Genomic DNA, 15,919 nt, shown 5'->3' on the forward strand with positions numbered 1-15,919 from the left:
CAACAAAAATCTTTTAAATTTCTACCATGACGCCTCAATCAGCATTACGTCCTGCTTTTTCATTTCCTGCGCGGTAATCCAGATTATGCTCGCGTCGTTGTTTGCGGGGGAAATTGCAATTTCTCCCGTTTGGGCGTTGTATCCCAAAACCAAAAAAGAGGAGTTTCTTCTTATTTTCAGCTGTGAAAAATTCGGCTTGTAAAGTTTTTGGGCGACGAGTTTTTTCCATTCTTCGGGCTTTGCCGATTTCCTTTCGAGAGTTCTTACGCCCATGTATCCCCAGATGTTGTCATCTTCCCAACAGAACCAGTATAGGGGAATGCCCGCTTGTATGCGCTGTTTTATTACGACTTCGGTCGTGGGGATTTTTTTCAGGCGGCAGGCGTATTTTGCCATTGCCCCGTTTACCGCCTTCAAAAAGTTTTGCGGATTGTTTGCGGGGTTGGAATCCCCTGTTTTTTCCGCAATAATGCCGTCAATTTCCTTTAAATCGATCCAAGGCATAAGGTATGCGGTGTAGGAGTCGAGCGCGCGCGGAAAATTTACGCAGAAAGCTTTTGACATCGGAATGAATCCCACAAATGTGTCTCCGTTCGGCATTGTGCGGACCTTCTTTTTCAGGGCTTCCTTGTCGATTTTAAGCTCGCTTTTTCCCTTTTTTGCGGTTTCTTTTTCGTCTTTTGTCTTGTCCGCCGCAAAAGATTGAATTCCCGCGAGGGCGATTGATAAAATCAAAACGGCACCGATTATTTTTTTCATGGCAATTTTCCTCCTTTTTTCCTTTTGTGCAAAATTTTTATGCAATTCGATTTTATCTATGAAAATATGGGTGATTGTCGAGAACTTTTTTCTTTAAAAACTTGCCAAATGCCGCGCTTGGCTTAAAGTTGAATTGTAAAAAAATAAAGGGGAGCCTTTGAATTACGAAATTTTCGATACGAATGCAATTTTGCTCGGACTGCTTTCGGCGATGCTTGCCGCCGAATGCATGATATTGCTTGTAAAGGCTCAGTCGATGCGCCACAAGATGAATTCGGTAATCGACAGCGTGTCGGCAGAGCAAAAGCACAGGCTTGAAGAGCGCAAAAAAGAGCTTGAAGAGGAATTGAAAGACCGCGCGAGAACCCTTGAAAGCGAATATCGCGCGCTTATCGAAGAGACGCGGCAAAACAGCAGGGAGCTTGAAACCAAAATACGCGACGCCTCTTACAGTATCGAAAAATCCCGCCTTGCCGAGCGTAGGGCGGCTGATGAAACCGCGCTTTTGACCCGCAGGATGGAAAATTTCAAAAAGCTTGAGCATGAGTATGCGGGCAAGCTTGCTTCTCTTTCCGATTTGGACATCGAAAGTCTTTATGCGGAGGCAAAGCGTGAAATTTCGAGAAAGTGCGAGGAAGATTTGGCTTTGTACAAGCTTGAGCTTTTCAATAAATCGGGCAAGGAGCTTGAAATCGAAGCCAAACGAATATTGCTTGATACTATTTTGCGAAGCGCACTTTCCGTAAATTCGGAAGTGAACGCCTGCCTTGTAAAACTGCCAAACGAAGCCATGAAAGGAAGGCTGATTGGCAAGGAAGGGCGCAACATACGCTCTTTTGAAGCAACTTCGGGCACGACTTTGGTGATAGATGAAACTCCGGATTCCGTCATGGTTTCCTCTTTTGACCCTGCAAGGAGGGAGATTGCAAAGACGGCTTTGGAATCTTTGGTTGCCGACGGCAGAATAAACCCCGCAACGATAGAATCCGCATTGGCGTCTGCAAAAATAAAAATTGAAAAATCCTGCATGGATTATGGCGCGGACGCCGCCAAGCAGCTCAACATAAGCGGTCTTCATCCTGAAATTTTGGAGCGCCTGGGCGCGCTGCGCTTCCATTTGTCGCTAAACCAAAATACGCTTGAACACAGCATTGAATCGGCTTTAATTGCGGGAATTCTCGCTTCCGAAGTGGATTGCGACCCGATAATAGCAAAGAGGGCGGCTCTTCTTCACGACATCGGAAAGGCTACCGACGGTGAGCTTTCGCACGCTCTTGAAGGCGCGTCTTTCTTGCGCAGGCTGGGCGAGGATGAAATTATCGCAAGCGCGGTTGAAGCTCACCACGGAGAAATTCCCGACGGCGGAATATACGGGGCGATTGTAAAAATTGCCGACACGATTTCATCGACCCGCATAGGGGCGAGGATGACTCCCGTTGACAGCTATTTTTCCAGAATGAAGAGCCTTGAAGAAACCGCCATGGAATTTGACGGGGTATTGAGCGCATACGCTTTGCAGGCGGGCAGGGAGCTTAGAGTGATAGTTGAGCCCGACAAGGTTGACGACATAGAGGCGGCGAAAATGATTTCGCTTTTAAGCGAAAAAATTTCTAAGAAAATCGACCATACCGTTCCCGTGAAAATAATGCTTATCCGCGAAAAGCGTTTTGTCGAAACTATTTAATCTTTTTTGGGGACGGAAACTTAATCTGCTTTTTGCCGCTTGGCTTGTCTCTTTGTTTCGGGGAATGGCAAAAGTTTTTCCGTATTTGAAGCCTGTTTATTTGAAATAAACGGTGCTTTGGCTTCAAGGTTTTCTTATGTTTTCAACCCATCCGTAGCGGCAAGTTCTCGATTCTCTCCCGATTCTCCGCCGACTGTGGCATTCGGAATTTCCCGCGTTTAAGGCATACTTTGAAATCTTTTCAAGCAAAGGTTCGCGTATTTTTTTCGGCTTTTGGCAAAATCAGAATTCTGAAATCGGTTTGAGATTTTAGCAGGTTGAAATTATGCAGGCGTTTTTACAACTTTCGCTTGTATTCTTTTACCCGTGCTACAAATTCCATAAAACATCGCCTGTTTCATGGACATAAAAAAACCTCCGAAAATTCGGAGGTTTTTTGAATTTATGAGATTAAATTACTTTGTGTAAAAATCTTTAATCGAGCCAATCATTGCGGAGTGTTCTTTTTCGCAAATCTTGCCTTCCTTCTTGAGGGTGTCGGCTTTCAAGACAGCGTCCAAATATGCGTCGGCACGATTGTTGCCCGCTGTTTCGGGAAGAAATGCGGGATAGAGCTTTGCGTTGATTTCATCAGGAGTGAGGCTCATATAAACGCCCATATCAACAAGCGGTCCAAACTTGATTTCGGGAAGGTCTTCCGATGTTGCGAGAGTGTAGGAAACTTCCTTATAACCCGCTTTTTGAATGACAATTTTATGAGTTGAGTCTTTTTTCAGGCTGACTTCGCAAGGAGTCTGACCTACCATTTCGCCGCCGATTAAAACATCCGCGCCGGCAGGGCAGGAGTTTATCGCTACTTTTTCAGTCGAGCAGCCGAAGAGTGCAGCGGCCGCCAAAGATAATGCCAAGAACTTTTTCATAATATTTGATTTTTTTTTGTTTTAAAAATTGATTCTCTTGAATTGATTGATGTCTTTTCTGTCAATTTATATTCAAAACGTCAAGTTTTTAGTTGTATTTTTTTTACTTTTTTTAAAAAACGCCCGTTTTTACAGTCTGGAAAGCTCTTTTGAGCGTTTTTCCGCGGCGAAGAGGGCGTCTTTTACGGTTTTCCTGAAATTGCTTGCCTTGAAAACTTCGAGGGCGGCGAGGGTTGTGCCCCCGGGGGAGCATACCGCGTCGCGCAATTCTTCTGGCGAGCGTTCGTCTTTTTCAAGAAGCATTGCGCTTCCCAAAATCGTTTGGATTGACAGCTCCTTTGCGGTTTCGTTGTCAAATCCCAGTTCTTTGCCCGCCTCGATTAGCGCGGCGGCAAATTCAAACACATATCCCGGGCCGCTTCCCGAGAGGGCTGTCACTGCGTCGAGCTGCGCTTCGGGGCATTTTATGACTTTCCCGATTGCCTTCAAGACTGTTTCGACCGTCTTTTCCTGGTCGGGTTCAAGCTCTGTTTCGGGCGCGAAGCAGGAAATTCCTTTTGAAATGAGAGCCGCCATGTTGGGCATTACGCGCACGATTTTACCCGCGTTTGGGAAGCGTTCGCGCAGTTTTGAAATTGTGGTTCCCGCCAAAATCGAAATTACCAAATCCATGCGTTTTTGCCCGATGCTTTGGGCTACTTCCGCAAGCTGTTGCGGCTTGCAGGCAAGCACCACTGTTTCCGCGTTTATGTTTTCGATTTTCGCGGTGTGGCTGATGCCCGTATTTCTTGCGAGATCCGCGCCCGTTGAGTCTGCGCCGCTTACGCATTCAACATCCCAGGGGCGGACCGCGCCACTTTTTATCATTCCCGAAACTATTGCCGACGCCATTTTGCCCGCGCCGACAAATGCAAATTTTTTCATCTTATAAAATCCTTTCAATGCCGAAAAATAAAAGTTCGGTTTTGCCTCTTTTTCAAGCTTAAATTCCGCTTTGCAAAAAAACATCGGCAAATGGCGTTTTAATTGAATAACAAAATGCTTGAAAGGCGCGTCTTTTTGTCTAAATTTAGATTTTAAACATCCGCTAAACTCTAAAAAGGCGAATTTAAAAATCATGGCAAAAAAATCCTCATCCGAATCGGAAGCGCGCAAAGAATGCAAATTTTATGTGAACGCTTCCGTAAAAGACTTCAAAAATTCAATTCTTTGGCATATGGAACGCTCATTGGCGCGCGCGACGGTCAGAGCAACATCGCGCGATTGGTGGCTTGCGACGGCAATGGCGGTTCGCGACGAAATAATGGGCAGGTTTATTTCCACAATGTCGCGCCAATACAAGGCAAATTCAAAGCGCGTTTATTATCTGTCTCTCGAATATTTGATGGGCAGGCTTACTGAAGATACTTTGACAAATTCGGGGCTTATGGACGTTGCAAGAGAGGCGTTGAAAGAGCTTGGGCTTGATTTCGATTCCATCATGGCAAGCGAAGTTGACATGGGGCTTGGCAACGGCGGCTTGGGGCGTCTTGCGGCTTGCTTCCAAGATTCTCTTGCCACTCTCGATTATCCCGCGGTCGGATACGGCATACTTTACGAATTCGGGCTTTTCACGCAGAGTTTTGAGGGCGGCAGGCAGATAGAATCTCCCGACAACTGGCTTAAATTCGGTTCCCCGTGGGATATTGTCCGCCCCGAATACACAGTGAAAGTCGGAATCGGCGGAAGGGTCGAGGGGGTTATGTCTTCTACGGGAGACTGGTCTGTAAGGTGGATTCCCGAAGGTGAACTCCTCGGCGTCCCGTGGGATGTTCCCGTCGTCGGCTACGGCGCGGGCACAGTAAACTTCCTGCGCTTGTGGGAATCCCGCGCGACAAACGAGCTTGATTTGAACGCCTTTAATAACGGCGGCTATACCCAGGCTGTCCATCAAAAGGCGATGTCCGAAACCATATCGAAGGTTTTGTATCCGAACGACAAGACTGAAAACGGCAAAATTCTGCGCCTTATGCAGCAGTATTTCTTTGTGACTTGCTCGTTGCAGGACATCATTCGCCGTTTCAAGTCTTTGAACGGGGAAAATTGGGATATTTTTGCGGACAAGGTTGCAATCCAGCTAAACGACACGCACCCTGCGATAGCGGTTCCCGAACTCATGCGCCTTTTGGTTGACGTTGAAGGATTGGGTTGGGACAAGTCTTGGGAAATATGTACGCATGTTTTTGCGTACACAAACCACACTCTGCTCCCCGAAGCTTTGGAAAAATGGTCCGTGCCTTTCTTTGAAAAGCTCTTGCCGCGCCATTTGCAGATTATTTACGAAATCAACGCTCGCTGGCTTTCTTATGTCGAAAGCATTTACGGCAGGGATTCCGATAAGATTGCCCGCCTTTCGATAATCGAGGAGGGGGCTCCAAAAATGGTGAGAATGGCGTATCTTTCGGTTGTCGGCTCTCACAGCGTAAACGGCGTTGCCGAACTACACTCTCAGCTTTTAAAAGAGAGCGTTTTGCGCGACTTCTACCAAATTTCGCCCGAAAAATTCAACAACAAGACAAACGGCATAACTCCGCGCCGCTGGCTGAAAACCGCAAACGAGGGGCTTTCCGACTTGATTACGAAAACCTTGAAAAGCGACTCTTGGCCGAAAAATCTCGACGAGCTTAAAGGTCTCGAAAAGTTTGCGGAAGATTCCGACTTCCAAAAGAAGTACATGGAAATCAAGCGCGAAAACAAGGCGCATCTTGCAAAAATCGTAAAAGACTTGTGCGGGGTAGATTTAAATCCCGACGCTATTTTCGACGTCCAAATCAAGAGGCTTCACGAATACAAACGCCAGCATCTCAATCTGCTTTACATTCTTACGCTCTACCGCCGCCTGCTTCACAATCCCGATGCCGACATTTCTCCGCGTGCGTTTATTTTCGGCGCGAAAGCGGCTCCCGGCTACGACTTGGCAAAGAACATCATTTGGGCAATCAATACCGTTGGAAATGTCATAAATAACGATGCGAGAATAAAGGGAAAGCTGAAAGTCGCATTCATTCCCAACTACAATGTGTCTCTTGCCATGGATATTATTCCCGCCGCCGACGTATCCGAGCAGATTTCAACCGCAGGCAAGGAAGCTTCCGGAACAGGCAATATGAAGCTCGCTTTAAACGGCGCAATCACAATGGGAACTCTCGACGGCGCGAATGTCGAAATTCTGGAGGAAGTCGGCAAGGACAATGTTTTCATCTTCGGAATGAATGTCGATGAAGTGCAGAAGCTGAAAGCCGAAGGCTACAACCCGTGGAACGTTTACAATTCAAACGAAAACTTAAAGTCCGCTTTGGACTGGCTTGTTTCCGACTACTTCATGCCCGGCAACCCGACTGCGTTTGAGCCTCTCAGAAAGTCTGTTTTGGACTGGGGCGACCAGTTTATGGTCTGCGCCGACTACCAGTCGTATTGCGACGCGCAGGACAGGCTTGGCGAAGTCTATAAAGACAAGGCGCGCTGGGCTAAAATGGCGATTTTGAACACTGCCCGCATGAGCAAGTTTTCAAGCGACCGCACCATTTCCGAGTACGCCGACGATATTTGGAATCTTGAAAAACTGCCTCCGCGCGAATAACAGCAACGTTGAATTTCCCCAAAAAAGATGTCCGAAGATTCTTTTGGAGAGAAAATCAGGCTTGCCTTGCAAAATCTTGAGCGCGCGACGGTCGATGTGATTTACGACCGCCGCAAAGATTTGCCTGCGCGCATTTACGGATGCTTTCTAAAAGGTCTTTCGTGGATATTTTGCGGGATTGTGAAGTTTCGCTATTTTCTCTACAAAAACAGGATTTTCAGGGACAGCCCGCTGGGGTGCCTTGTAATCGTTGTAGGCAATCTCACGGTTGGCGGGACCGGCAAAACTCCCGTTGTGGAAAAGTTTGCCCGCGAGCTTACCGCAAAGGGGCGCAAGGTCGCGATTTTGAGCAGGGGCTACAAGAGCAAGTCGGACGGTTTGTTCAAGAAGCTTTGGAGGTGGATAACTAACGGAGAACTTCCCAAGCCGAAAGTCGTAAGCGATGGCAAGAACATTCTCTTAAATTCCGAATTCGCGGGCGACGAACCTTTTATGCTTGCCCGCAATCTTCCCGGGGTTGTCGTTGTCGTCGATAAAAACAGGGTGAGGGCGGGCAACTTTGCGATAAAGGAATTCGGCGTTGACACGCTCATCTTGGACGACGGTTTCCAGTATTTGCCGTTGCGCGGGCATATGCAGCTTTTGCTTGTCGATAAAACCAATCCTTTCGGCAACAAATCGCTTCTTCCGCGCGGGATTTTGCGCGAGCCTGTCTCCCACTTGAAGCGCGCCTCCTACATCTTTTTGACAAAGAGCGACGGCAGGCGCAACGAAGAGCTTGAAAATTTCATTAGGCAATACAATACGGGCGCGGAATTTATCGAATGCGCCCACAAGTCGAAGCATCTCGTGGAGTTCCATTCGATGAAGCAGGAGCCTATCGAGTTTTTGAAAGGGAAAAAAATCGCTTATTTTTGCGCCATTGCATCTCCTTCGAGCTTTGAGAAATTTCTGGTCGATGCAGGGGCTGAAATCGTATATTTCGAGCATTTTCTGGACCACCACCGCTTTTTGAAATCGGAGCTTGACGACTTTTTCAAGGACGCCGTGCGCGCGGGTGCCGAATATGTGCTTACGACGGAAAAGGACGCTGTGAGAATAGACTTGGACTATGGCAATGCGCTGCCTTTCTATTACACAAGGCTTGAAATTGAAATACTTTCGGGCACGGGGGGCTTTGACTCCGCAGTCGAGAGAATATGTTTTAAGCGCAATGTAGAGTAGGCGTATTTCGGATAAGTTAAAAAAAAAAAAAAAAAGTCTTTACATCTTCTTAAAAAATGTTAATCCTGTTGTCATTATGAATATGAAGAAAACATTTTTAGTATCAGTATCTGCATTCTTAATGGCAGTCTCCGCATTTGCGTACAGCAAAAAAGCCGAAGGCGAAGCAAATCTCGGTCGCATGTATGTTGAATTTGGCGGCGGCGCATCATTTACCGACTTGGAAGAAGGTGTAAATGACTCCAACCAAGTTGGCGCGGTTGCAAATGTGGAATTTAATGTTCCGGTATTCAAGCCCGGCGTAAATACAATGCAGGACATCAATTGGTTCGGCATGGATTTGTTTGTAAATTTGGGTTATGGCTATACGGACTTGGACGGTTTTTATGATGAGACGAATTACATTGAAGACGGAAATCTTTCCGGAAACTCTTTCAATGTGGCAGTTGGCTTGAAGCCGTATTTGTCAGTTAAGACAGGGTGGGCATTCATTCAGGCAATCAAGCCTTTTGCATACGGTTCTGTAGGTTATGGTTGGAATTCATTTGACATTACTGTTGATGATGAAAAAACTTCTCTTTCCGAAAATAATTTCATCTATAACTACGGCGGCGGTGTTGAACTCGTTTTGACGAAATCATTCTCTCTTTCCGGCAAATTCTTGTGGCACTCCGGTGATGATCAGGATACATTCCGTACCATTGACGCGGAACTTACATATTGGGCAAACTCAATCGTTGCGTTCTCCGTATTCGGCGAATGGAACTTCGGCAACGATGTAATCAAGCACTCCAAGACTTTCGGTTTGAAGGTTCGCTTCGGTTTCGGTCGCTAATTTGAAATTTTAAATTGAAAAACGCCAAGTTTGTTGCTTGGCGTTTTTTTTGCGCTTTTACATTGGGTTTTTCACAAAAAAAGGCGTAAGCAAAATATTGCTCCCGCCAAAGGCGCGCATGTGGATTATTTCATCGCATACAAGGTCAAATCGTAATCGCAGAAATTCGGCGCGTAAGAATTGAATTCTTTTTCGTATTCGCTTAGAGACGCCACTGCGTTTTCGATTTCTTGAAATTCGCTTGCTATCTGCGAAGTTTTGTCGGTTCTCACCATGAAAAACGCGAATGCAACACAAGCTGCCGCCGCGAAAGAAGAGGCGTAGCGCAGAACTTTCCGCATTTTTAAAAATGCAATCTCGCGCATTATTTTTTGCGTAAAATCGGGGCTTGCAGCAATCTTTTCCTTTTGCAGAAATTCGTCGATTATCATGTAAGCTTCTTTGTCTTTTTCGATTTTCAGAAAAAGGCTGTCCGTGAAATCCCTATTTGCAGAGATTTTCTTTTTTGAAAGAAATCCGTCTATTATTTTGTCAATTTCCATTTTAAGCCTTCCTTTCCCTAAGTGCGTTGCGCAAAGTTGCTCTCGCGCGGAAAATCCAAGTTTTTACAGCGCCGACCGACGCATTCATCGTCTTTGCAATTTCATCGTAAGTAAAGCCCTGCTGCTTCAAAAGCAAAATTGCCGTTCGCTGGTTTTCGGGCATTTCGGCTATCGCAAGCTCGAAAATTTCTTCAAGTTCCGCATTTTCCATGTCCGAATTTTTGTCGTCGGTAAAATCCGTTTCCAATTCAACGCTTTGAGGTCTGCGAGCGGATTGCCTGTATTCATTGATTAGAATGTTGCGGGCAATTTGAAAAAGATATGTGGAAAATTTCGCCCTTGCACGGTAATTTTCGCGGGCGCGGTAAATATTTATGAAAGTGAGTTGCGCCAAGTCTTCGGATGTCGCGACGTTTGAGGTTGAGCGGTAAAAGAAGTTTATAAGCGCGTTTTTCCATTTTTCAACGAGCATACGAAATGCGTGGTCGTTGCCGTTTGCGACGTCCTGCATCAACATGGCGTCTTCGTCGCAAATGCTTTTTTGCTCGGAAAGCTCCAAGTTTTTATCTGAAAAACATTCCATTTGCATATTATAACGCATTTTTTTATAAAAAGTTGCAAATTTTTGAAAAAAAAACTGGATTAGTTTGAAAAAGATGCTAAATTCAACCGCTTAAATTTCAATTAAAAACCTAAAAGGAAACAAAAAAATGAGCGGATTAGTAGCATGGTCTTCAAGAGCAAAGCGTAAGCCTGTAAAAAAAGCGGCAGGCGCAAAGCCGAATGCGCACAAACAGCGCGCACTCGCGGTAAAAAGACGCAAGGAAAACGAACGTCAAGCCAAGATTGCTGAAAAGGCTCGCAAGGCTGAAATCGCAAAAGTTGTTGCGGAACAGAACGCATAGTTCTGTTTTAGAATAAAAAAAACTTGCAAAGCTTGGATAGAGGTGTACTTTATTCGACTTTGAATTTATAAAAAATACAGGAAAGTTGATTTTATCATGTCAAGAATATGTTCAGTTACAGGCAAGCGTCCGGTGAAGGGTCGCGTTATTATCCACAAAGGTCAAAGCAAGAAAAGCGGCGGTATCGGTTTGCAGCTCGTAAAGCAGAATAATCGCGTATTTAAACCGAATGTACAGCGCATTCGCGTTCGTCTTGCAAACGGGCAGGTAAAGCGCATGTGGGTATGCGCTAAGGCTATTAAGGCCGGTCTTGTTGAAAAAGCTTAATTTTGCGTGAAATTGGGGTTATACTCCGTTTCATAAAAAAGCTACAGTAGTCACGTATTTGTTTATACGCTCCTACCGTAGCTTTTTTTTTTTGAATACTTGTCTAACCCGCAATTTGACGCAAAATTATTAATTATGGTTGTGTAATATGGTTGCGTGAAATTGGGATTATACTCCGTTTCATAAAAATAAACTGCAGAAGTCACGTATTTGTTTATACACTCCTACCGTAGCTTTTTTGCATCTCGTCTAACCTGCAATTTGACGCAAAATTATTAATTATGGTTGTGTAATATGCTTGCGTGGAATTGGGGTTATATTCCGTTTCATAAAAATAAACTGCAGTAGTCATGTACGTTTTGTACGCATCTTGCGCAGTTTTTTTTATATTTGTTTAATTGTAATTTGATGTAAAATTATTAGTTATAATTGCATAAAATTGAGGTTTCTACGATTCACAAAAAGAAAATGCTTGCTATATGGTTTTTTCGGGCTTTCAACTGAGCATTTCTTGAATTTTATTTAACTAATCCTTTTGATATATAGAAAAGTCTGTTTAAGAAAAAGTAGTTTTATACCGCCAAAAAAGCTCTCGAAGATTTATCCGAGAGCTTTTGTTTTTTTTTTTAGTTTTTTATGAAAGGCTTGCGATAATTTCTTTTGCGAGATTTTCAAAGACCGCTTCTGCCTGTGCGCTCGGCGCGTCTGTTTGCAGGCTCGTGTCGATTGGTATTTCGGCGATAACTTTTGTCGAGAGTTCCTTTGCGCAGTCTTGTGCGTCTCCCTTGCCAAATATTTTCATTTTGGAGCCGTCGGGCATTTGCATGAACGCCATGTTTTCGACTATGCCCAAGATTTTGACATTCGTCTTTTCAAAGATTTTGGCTCCGCGCGTCGCGGTTTTTTCGGCGAGCTTGTTGGCGGTTGTAACGATGATTGCGCCGTCCAAGGGGATTATTTGAGTCGCGCTTATGACTGCGTCTCCCGTTCCCGGCGGGAGGTCCAAAATCATAAATTCAAGCTTTCCCCATTCGACGTCGTTTGTAAACTGCTTGATTGCGCTTGTAATCATTGGACCTCTCCAAATGAGCGGCTGGGAGTCATCGACAAGCATTCCCATTGAAATTGTTTTTATTCCGTTTGCGGCTGGCGGGAAAATTTTTTCGCCATCGGTGGTGGGGGAGGGAATGTCTCCGAATAAAATCGTCGCACTCGGGCCATGAATATCGCAATCCATAAGCCCGATTTGCGCTTCGCCGTCTTTTGGCGGATATATTTTTGCGAGAGCTCTTGCCAAGTTTGCCGCGACGGTGCTTTTTCCCACGCCGCCCTTGCCTGATGCCACCGCGATTTTAAATTTTGCGTTTTTCAATGTTTCGGAATTTGGCATAACCGCGGCTTGGCGCGATGGATCGCTTTCCAAAAACACGATTTGCGGATGCAACTCGGGAAACGCCTTTTTAAGCTCTTCGAGCGCGGATTTTTCGATAATTTCGTTCTTCTGCTTGTCTGCGCCCGTGAAGATGCCTATTGCCGCGGTTGCGCCGTCAATCCGCACTTCTTTTACCATTTTGAATGTTACTATATCCTTTTCGTATGGTGGATATTTAACTTTCGCCAAAATTTTCAATATGCTTTCTTTATCCATAATAATAAACTAAATTTTTCACAAATTCTCGGATTTTCCAAATAAAAAATCATTTTAATTTGTTTTTACAAAAAAGGATTTTTACAAATCTATTCTGCTTGACCTGAATGAAAAAAAGGCGCATTTTTTATTTATGTTCTTTTAAATTGCGGCGGGTTTTGCCCGCTGTGTTAAAAAAACGTTTTTCAATTCCGAACGGGGTTGAAAAAAAGTTCGCATGCAAACGGAAGCTCGTGGAAATCGAGCGCGGTCGCGCCGCTGTAAATTTTGTTTGAAACTCGGTCGCTACACCACTGTAAAAATTTTTTATGGGAAGGGGCGTCGAGGGAGGTTTTGGTAAAACTGAAAATCTCCGCAAAAAAGCCAGAAGACGTGCATGCGGAACAATCCGCAGATTTCTCGCAAGAAGAAGCTGTGGAACGGATTGCTTGTAGGAGCAGAATTGCGCGCCGTTTCTTGTTTCGCGGCCCGCGTTTTGATGGCGTTTGTTTCATTGCTTTGCATTGCGGGAGGTCTTTTATTTCACAAAAACCGCCTCGCAGTTAGGCGTCAAAAGGAGCAATAAACAAATGAAAAACAAAATAATGGCGTTGGGGCTTGCGTTTTCAGCCCTGTGTTCGCTTAATGCCGCAGTCGTAACATTCGAAGATGTTGACTTGGGCTCTAACAAATATATGGAACCTGCCGTACAAGACCAAACTGCAACATATGATTGGTCTTCCGGCAATGTTGCATATTTTTCCTACGACTATACCTGGTGGGGTTCTTATTCTTCATGGCAGGGGTTCAAGGTTTCAAAAGACACCGATACTTCCACAAAAGACTACACAAACCAGTATAGCTCAATAACGGGTTCGGGTGCGGGCGGAAGCTCTCAATACGGCATATTCTATGCTGTTTCATCCAATATGACGCTCGACTCTTCGACAGGCGCGGCAACTACCGATATGTCTATTATGTCGTTTGAAGAAGAAGTGCAAATATCTTCGATAGACCTTGCAAACACAACATATTCCTACTACTCCATGTTGGAAGGGGACGGATATGCCGCTTCGCCAATTACAGGGTCTGATTATTATATGAACCTCATAATTTACGGCATAGATGCCAATGGCGATGTAAGCGACATGATTACTTGGTCTATGGGCAGCGGGGAAAAAATTTCAGACTCTTGGGAGACTGTCGATTTGTCTTCGTTAGGCGGAGTGATTGCTCTTGGTTTTGCAATCGAAACAAACTACACTTCCGACTACACGCAATACGGATCGGGCATTTGCGCGAACTATCCCGTTTATGTCGCATTTGACAACATTGCGTACAATGTTCCGGAACCCTCAACTTACGCTTTGATTTTTGGCGCGTTGGCTATTGCGATTGCCGTATTCCGCCGCCGAAAGTCCGCATAATAAGTGTTTCGTTTTTTTGCACATCCATACTCATACACGCTTGCGCTGCTTTTGTTTTGGGCGGCGCAAGCTCTTTGCGAAGACGCACCTGTTTTGGACGAACTGGAAGTTGAGGCGTACGATTTTAGTTTTGACGCTCTGGGCGTTCCCTCAAACAACACATACATTTCCCGCGACGAAATTTTGAATGCGTCTGCCGTGAGCGTTGCGGAAATTTTGCAAAACAAGGCGAATATCGTTTTCCGTTCAACGAGCGGCTCTTCGATAAACGGGGACATCGCAATGCGCGGCTACGGGGAAAATTCGATGTCGCGAATTTTGGTTTTGGTGGATTCGCGCAAACTTAATCCTGCGGATTTAGGCTCAATAAACTGGCTTCAAATCCCTCTTGACAACATTGAAAGCGTTGAAGTTTTGCGCGGCTCGCACTCCGCGGTTTACGGCAACGGGGCGGTCGCGGGCGTCATAAAAATAAAGACGCTGAAAGGCGGCGATGAAAACCGTTTCGGGGCGCGTTTTGTCGCGGGTTCTTACGGGCTTTATTCGCTCAACTTGAATTATCGGGGCGGGTATGGCGATTTTTACGCGTCTTTGGAAGGCTCCATCTTGCGGGACGACGGCTATCGCGACAATTCGTCCCAGAAAAACAATTCGATAAACGCAAGTTTGGGATATGATTTTAGCGATAAACAAAGTTTTGAGTTTTCGATAAACTATTCCGACAACTACATTGAATTCCCCGGCGCGCTAACTTGGGAGGACGCTTTCGAAAACCCGAGAAAATCCAGCCTTGTCTTCCCCCAGAACGGCAATCAGGATTTGGGGCTTATTACTGCGTCTTTTAAAAACAAAAGTTCGATTGGCGACGGCGAGGTGTTCTTTGGCGCGAATTTGCGCGACATGCACTGGTCGATGTCTGGAACTTGGTACGACAACCGCCAGTACGGCTATTCTTTAACCGCGAAGCAGGATTTTGAAATCCGCGAAAATTTAAAGCTGTTCGCGGGCTTGGATTTCAATTTCGACAACATCAACTACGACGCTTTTTTGGAAGCCGAACGCCTGAATAAGACCGAGGTTTCCGACATAAACCGCGCCACCATCGGGGCTTATGCGGGGGGAGAGTTCGAGGCTTGGGAAAATTTTTCGATAACTTCCGCGTTTCGCTATGAGGCGGCGTACACTTCGGGGGAGGATACGCGTTTCGATAAAGACACCATTCCCGAATACATTTTGCGCAAGGGGCAGTGGGTAAAAAATCCGTACTATCAAAATCCGCCCGCGGTGCTTTCGCATTTTGACGAGAGCATGTGGCAGAGCGGCTTGGCAGCCAACATCGGCTTGAACTACCGAATATCGGACGAGGCATCTGTATTTTTCCGCTTCGACCAGATTTACCGCTATCCGTCAACAGATGAAATTGCCGACTATCAGGGCTATGGCGGTTTTGCGCGCCCGTTCAATTCCGACTTGGATCCAGAGCACGGACAGAATTACGAAATAGGGGCGAAGTATTTTTGCGGCGGAGTTTCCTGCGTCTTGAATTTCTTTTACCAGCGTCTTAACAATGAAATAACTTTCGACGGCGCGCACAGCGAAAACATAAATCTTCCGCCCACTGAACGCTACGGGATTGATTTTTCCCTGTCTTACGACTCGGATTTTTGGGGCGCAAGCTCAATGGTCTCGGTATTGGACGCGCGTTTTTGTTCGGGACAGTACAAAAACAAAAAAATTCCTCTTGTCCCGTCTTACACCATAACGAATTTAATTTATGTAAAGCCGCTTGAAAACCTTACCATTTCCGCAAGAATGCGCTATTTGGGAGACGAAGTGCAGGGTTTGGACTTCAAAAACGAATACAGAAAAATTCCCGACTACTGCGTGTTTGATTTTCAGGCAAATTATAAGCCTTGCAAGTATGCGGAAGTTTTTGTAGCTGTTGAGAACGCGTTTGACAAACGCTACATTTCAGCCGCGTGGCTTGGCGGATTTTATCCTGCCTGCGGGCGCGTTTTCAAAGTCGGCGTAAATTTGAGATATTGATGTT

Annotated in this window: 14 protein-coding genes and 1 riboswitch; of the genes, 8 read left to right on the plus strand and 6 right to left on the minus strand. The window is 45.4% G+C overall.

The features are described 5' to 3' along the window. Positions 1–21: 21 nt before the first annotated feature. Positions 22–759 (minus strand): hypothetical protein, encoded by a 738-nt coding sequence (locus MOX91_RS00985; protein ID WP_370396208.1) that lies wholly within the window; start codon positions 757–759, stop codon positions 22–24. A gap of 157 nt (positions 760–916) precedes the next feature. Here MOX91_RS00985 and MOX91_RS00990 point away from each other — a divergent pair, with 157 nt between their 5' ends. Next, complete coding sequence (locus tag MOX91_RS00990) at positions 917–2,443, plus strand: HDIG domain-containing metalloprotein (RefSeq protein WP_370396209.1); 1,527 nt, start codon at positions 917–919, stop codon at positions 2,441–2,443. 455 nt (positions 2,444–2,898) lie between these two features. On the opposite strand, the gene MOX91_RS00995 is transcribed toward MOX91_RS00990, so the two are convergent. Both MOX91_RS00995 and proC read right to left on the minus strand, forming a co-directional pair. Next, a complete protein-coding gene (locus tag MOX91_RS00995; RefSeq protein ID WP_370396210.1) occupies positions 2,899–3,363 on the minus strand; it encodes a PEGA domain-containing protein in 465 nt (154 codons plus the stop codon). Between the two features lie 129 nt (positions 3,364–3,492). Next, positions 3,493–4,287 (minus strand): pyrroline-5-carboxylate reductase, encoded by a 795-nt coding sequence (gene proC, locus MOX91_RS01000; protein WP_370396211.1) that lies wholly within the window; start codon positions 4,285–4,287, stop codon positions 3,493–3,495. 193 nt (positions 4,288–4,480) lie between these two features. On the opposite strand from proC, the gene MOX91_RS01005 reads away from it, so the two are divergent. From MOX91_RS01005 to MOX91_RS01015, 3 genes are all read left to right on the plus strand, one after another. Next, positions 4,481–6,982 (plus strand): glycogen/starch/alpha-glucan phosphorylase, encoded by a 2,502-nt coding sequence (locus tag MOX91_RS01005; RefSeq protein WP_370396212.1) that lies wholly within the window; start codon positions 4,481–4,483, stop codon positions 6,980–6,982. A gap of 27 nt (positions 6,983–7,009) precedes the next feature. Beyond that, positions 7,010–8,206, plus strand: a complete 1,197-nt coding sequence (gene lpxK / locus MOX91_RS01010; protein WP_370396213.1) for a tetraacyldisaccharide 4'-kinase — start codon at positions 7,010–7,012, stop codon at positions 8,204–8,206. Between the two features lie 82 nt (positions 8,207–8,288). Beyond that, entirely contained in the window at positions 8,289–9,041 is a 753-nt protein-coding gene (locus MOX91_RS01015) for an outer membrane beta-barrel protein (protein ID WP_370396214.1), read from the plus strand. 125 nt (positions 9,042–9,166) lie between these two features. On the opposite strand, the gene MOX91_RS01020 is transcribed toward MOX91_RS01015, so the two are convergent. Together MOX91_RS01020 and MOX91_RS01025 are read right to left on the minus strand one after the other, a co-directional pair. Beyond that, positions 9,167–9,583 carry a hypothetical protein gene (locus MOX91_RS01020; RefSeq protein ID WP_370396215.1) on the minus strand — a complete coding sequence of 139 codons (417 nt, stop codon included), beginning with the start codon at positions 9,581–9,583 and terminating at the stop codon, positions 9,167–9,169. Between the two features lies 1 nt (position 9,584). Continuing rightward, on the minus strand, positions 9,585–10,166 hold the full coding sequence (locus MOX91_RS01025) for an RNA polymerase sigma factor (protein WP_370396216.1): 582 nt from the start codon (positions 10,164–10,166) through the stop codon (positions 9,585–9,587). Between the two features lie 127 nt (positions 10,167–10,293). On the opposite strand from MOX91_RS01025, the gene MOX91_RS01030 reads away from it, so the two are divergent. Continuing rightward, complete coding sequence (locus MOX91_RS01030; RefSeq protein WP_370396217.1) at positions 10,294–10,488, plus strand: hypothetical protein; 195 nt, start codon at positions 10,294–10,296, stop codon at positions 10,486–10,488. A 96-nt stretch (positions 10,489–10,584) separates the two neighbouring features. Then, positions 10,585–10,815: a 50S ribosomal protein L28 gene (gene rpmB / locus MOX91_RS01035; RefSeq protein ID WP_370396218.1), complete on the plus strand. Its 231-nt coding sequence runs from the start codon at positions 10,585–10,587 to the stop codon at positions 10,813–10,815. Positions 10,816–11,449: 634 nt separating this feature from the next. On the opposite strand, the gene MOX91_RS01040 is transcribed toward rpmB, so the two are convergent. After that, positions 11,450–12,463 (minus strand): P-loop NTPase, encoded by a 1,014-nt coding sequence (locus MOX91_RS01040; protein WP_370396219.1) that lies wholly within the window; start codon positions 12,461–12,463, stop codon positions 11,450–11,452. Positions 12,464–12,644: 181 nt separating this feature from the next. After that, a riboswitch (cobalamin riboswitch) is annotated at positions 12,645–12,854 on the plus strand. A 178-nt stretch (positions 12,855–13,032) separates the two neighbouring features. Here MOX91_RS01040 and MOX91_RS01045 point away from each other — a divergent pair. Continuing rightward, a complete protein-coding gene (locus MOX91_RS01045; protein WP_370396220.1) occupies positions 13,033–13,869 on the plus strand; it encodes a DUF4465 domain-containing protein in 837 nt (278 codons plus the stop codon). A gap of 3 nt (positions 13,870–13,872) precedes the next feature. Further along, positions 13,873–15,915 (plus strand): TonB-dependent receptor, encoded by a 2,043-nt coding sequence (locus tag MOX91_RS01050; protein ID WP_370396221.1) that lies wholly within the window; start codon positions 13,873–13,875, stop codon positions 15,913–15,915. Positions 15,916–15,919 lie beyond the last annotated feature (4 nt).

Source organism: Intestinicryptomonas porci (assembly GCF_033971905.1).
In the GTDB taxonomy this organism is placed as follows: Bacteria; Verrucomicrobiota; Verrucomicrobiia; order Opitutales; family Intestinicryptomonadaceae; genus Intestinicryptomonas; species Intestinicryptomonas porci.

Bases quoted from the DNA above. Each gene is read 5' to 3' on its own strand.
- MOX91_RS00985 (WP_370396208.1), bottom strand. From the start codon at position 759: ATGAAAAAAATAATCGGTGCCGTTTTGATTTTATCAATCGCCCTCGCG.
- MOX91_RS00995 (WP_370396210.1), bottom strand. From the start codon at position 3,363: ATGAAAAAGTTCTTGGCATTATCTTTGGCGGCCGCTGCACTCTTCGGC.
- proC (WP_370396211.1), bottom strand. From the start codon at position 4,287: ATGAAAAAATTTGCATTTGTCGGCGCGGGCAAAATGGCGTCGGCAATA.
- MOX91_RS01005 (WP_370396212.1), top strand. From the start codon at position 4,481: ATGGCAAAAAAATCCTCATCCGAATCGGAAGCGCGCAAAGAATGCAAA.
- lpxK (WP_370396213.1), top strand. From the start codon at position 7,010: ATGTCCGAAGATTCTTTTGGAGAGAAAATCAGGCTTGCCTTGCAAAAT.
- MOX91_RS01015 (WP_370396214.1), top strand. From the start codon at position 8,289: ATGAAGAAAACATTTTTAGTATCAGTATCTGCATTCTTAATGGCAGTC.
- MOX91_RS01020 (WP_370396215.1), bottom strand. From the start codon at position 9,583: ATGGAAATTGACAAAATAATAGACGGATTTCTTTCAAAAAAGAAAATC.
- MOX91_RS01025 (WP_370396216.1), bottom strand. From the start codon at position 10,166: ATGGAATGTTTTTCAGATAAAAACTTGGAGCTTTCCGAGCAAAAAAGC.
- MOX91_RS01030 (WP_370396217.1), top strand. From the start codon at position 10,294: ATGAGCGGATTAGTAGCATGGTCTTCAAGAGCAAAGCGTAAGCCTGTA.
- rpmB (WP_370396218.1), top strand. From the start codon at position 10,585: ATGTCAAGAATATGTTCAGTTACAGGCAAGCGTCCGGTGAAGGGTCGC.
- MOX91_RS01040 (WP_370396219.1), bottom strand. From the start codon at position 12,463: ATGGATAAAGAAAGCATATTGAAAATTTTGGCGAAAGTTAAATATCCA.
- MOX91_RS01045 (WP_370396220.1), top strand. From the start codon at position 13,033: ATGAAAAACAAAATAATGGCGTTGGGGCTTGCGTTTTCAGCCCTGTGT.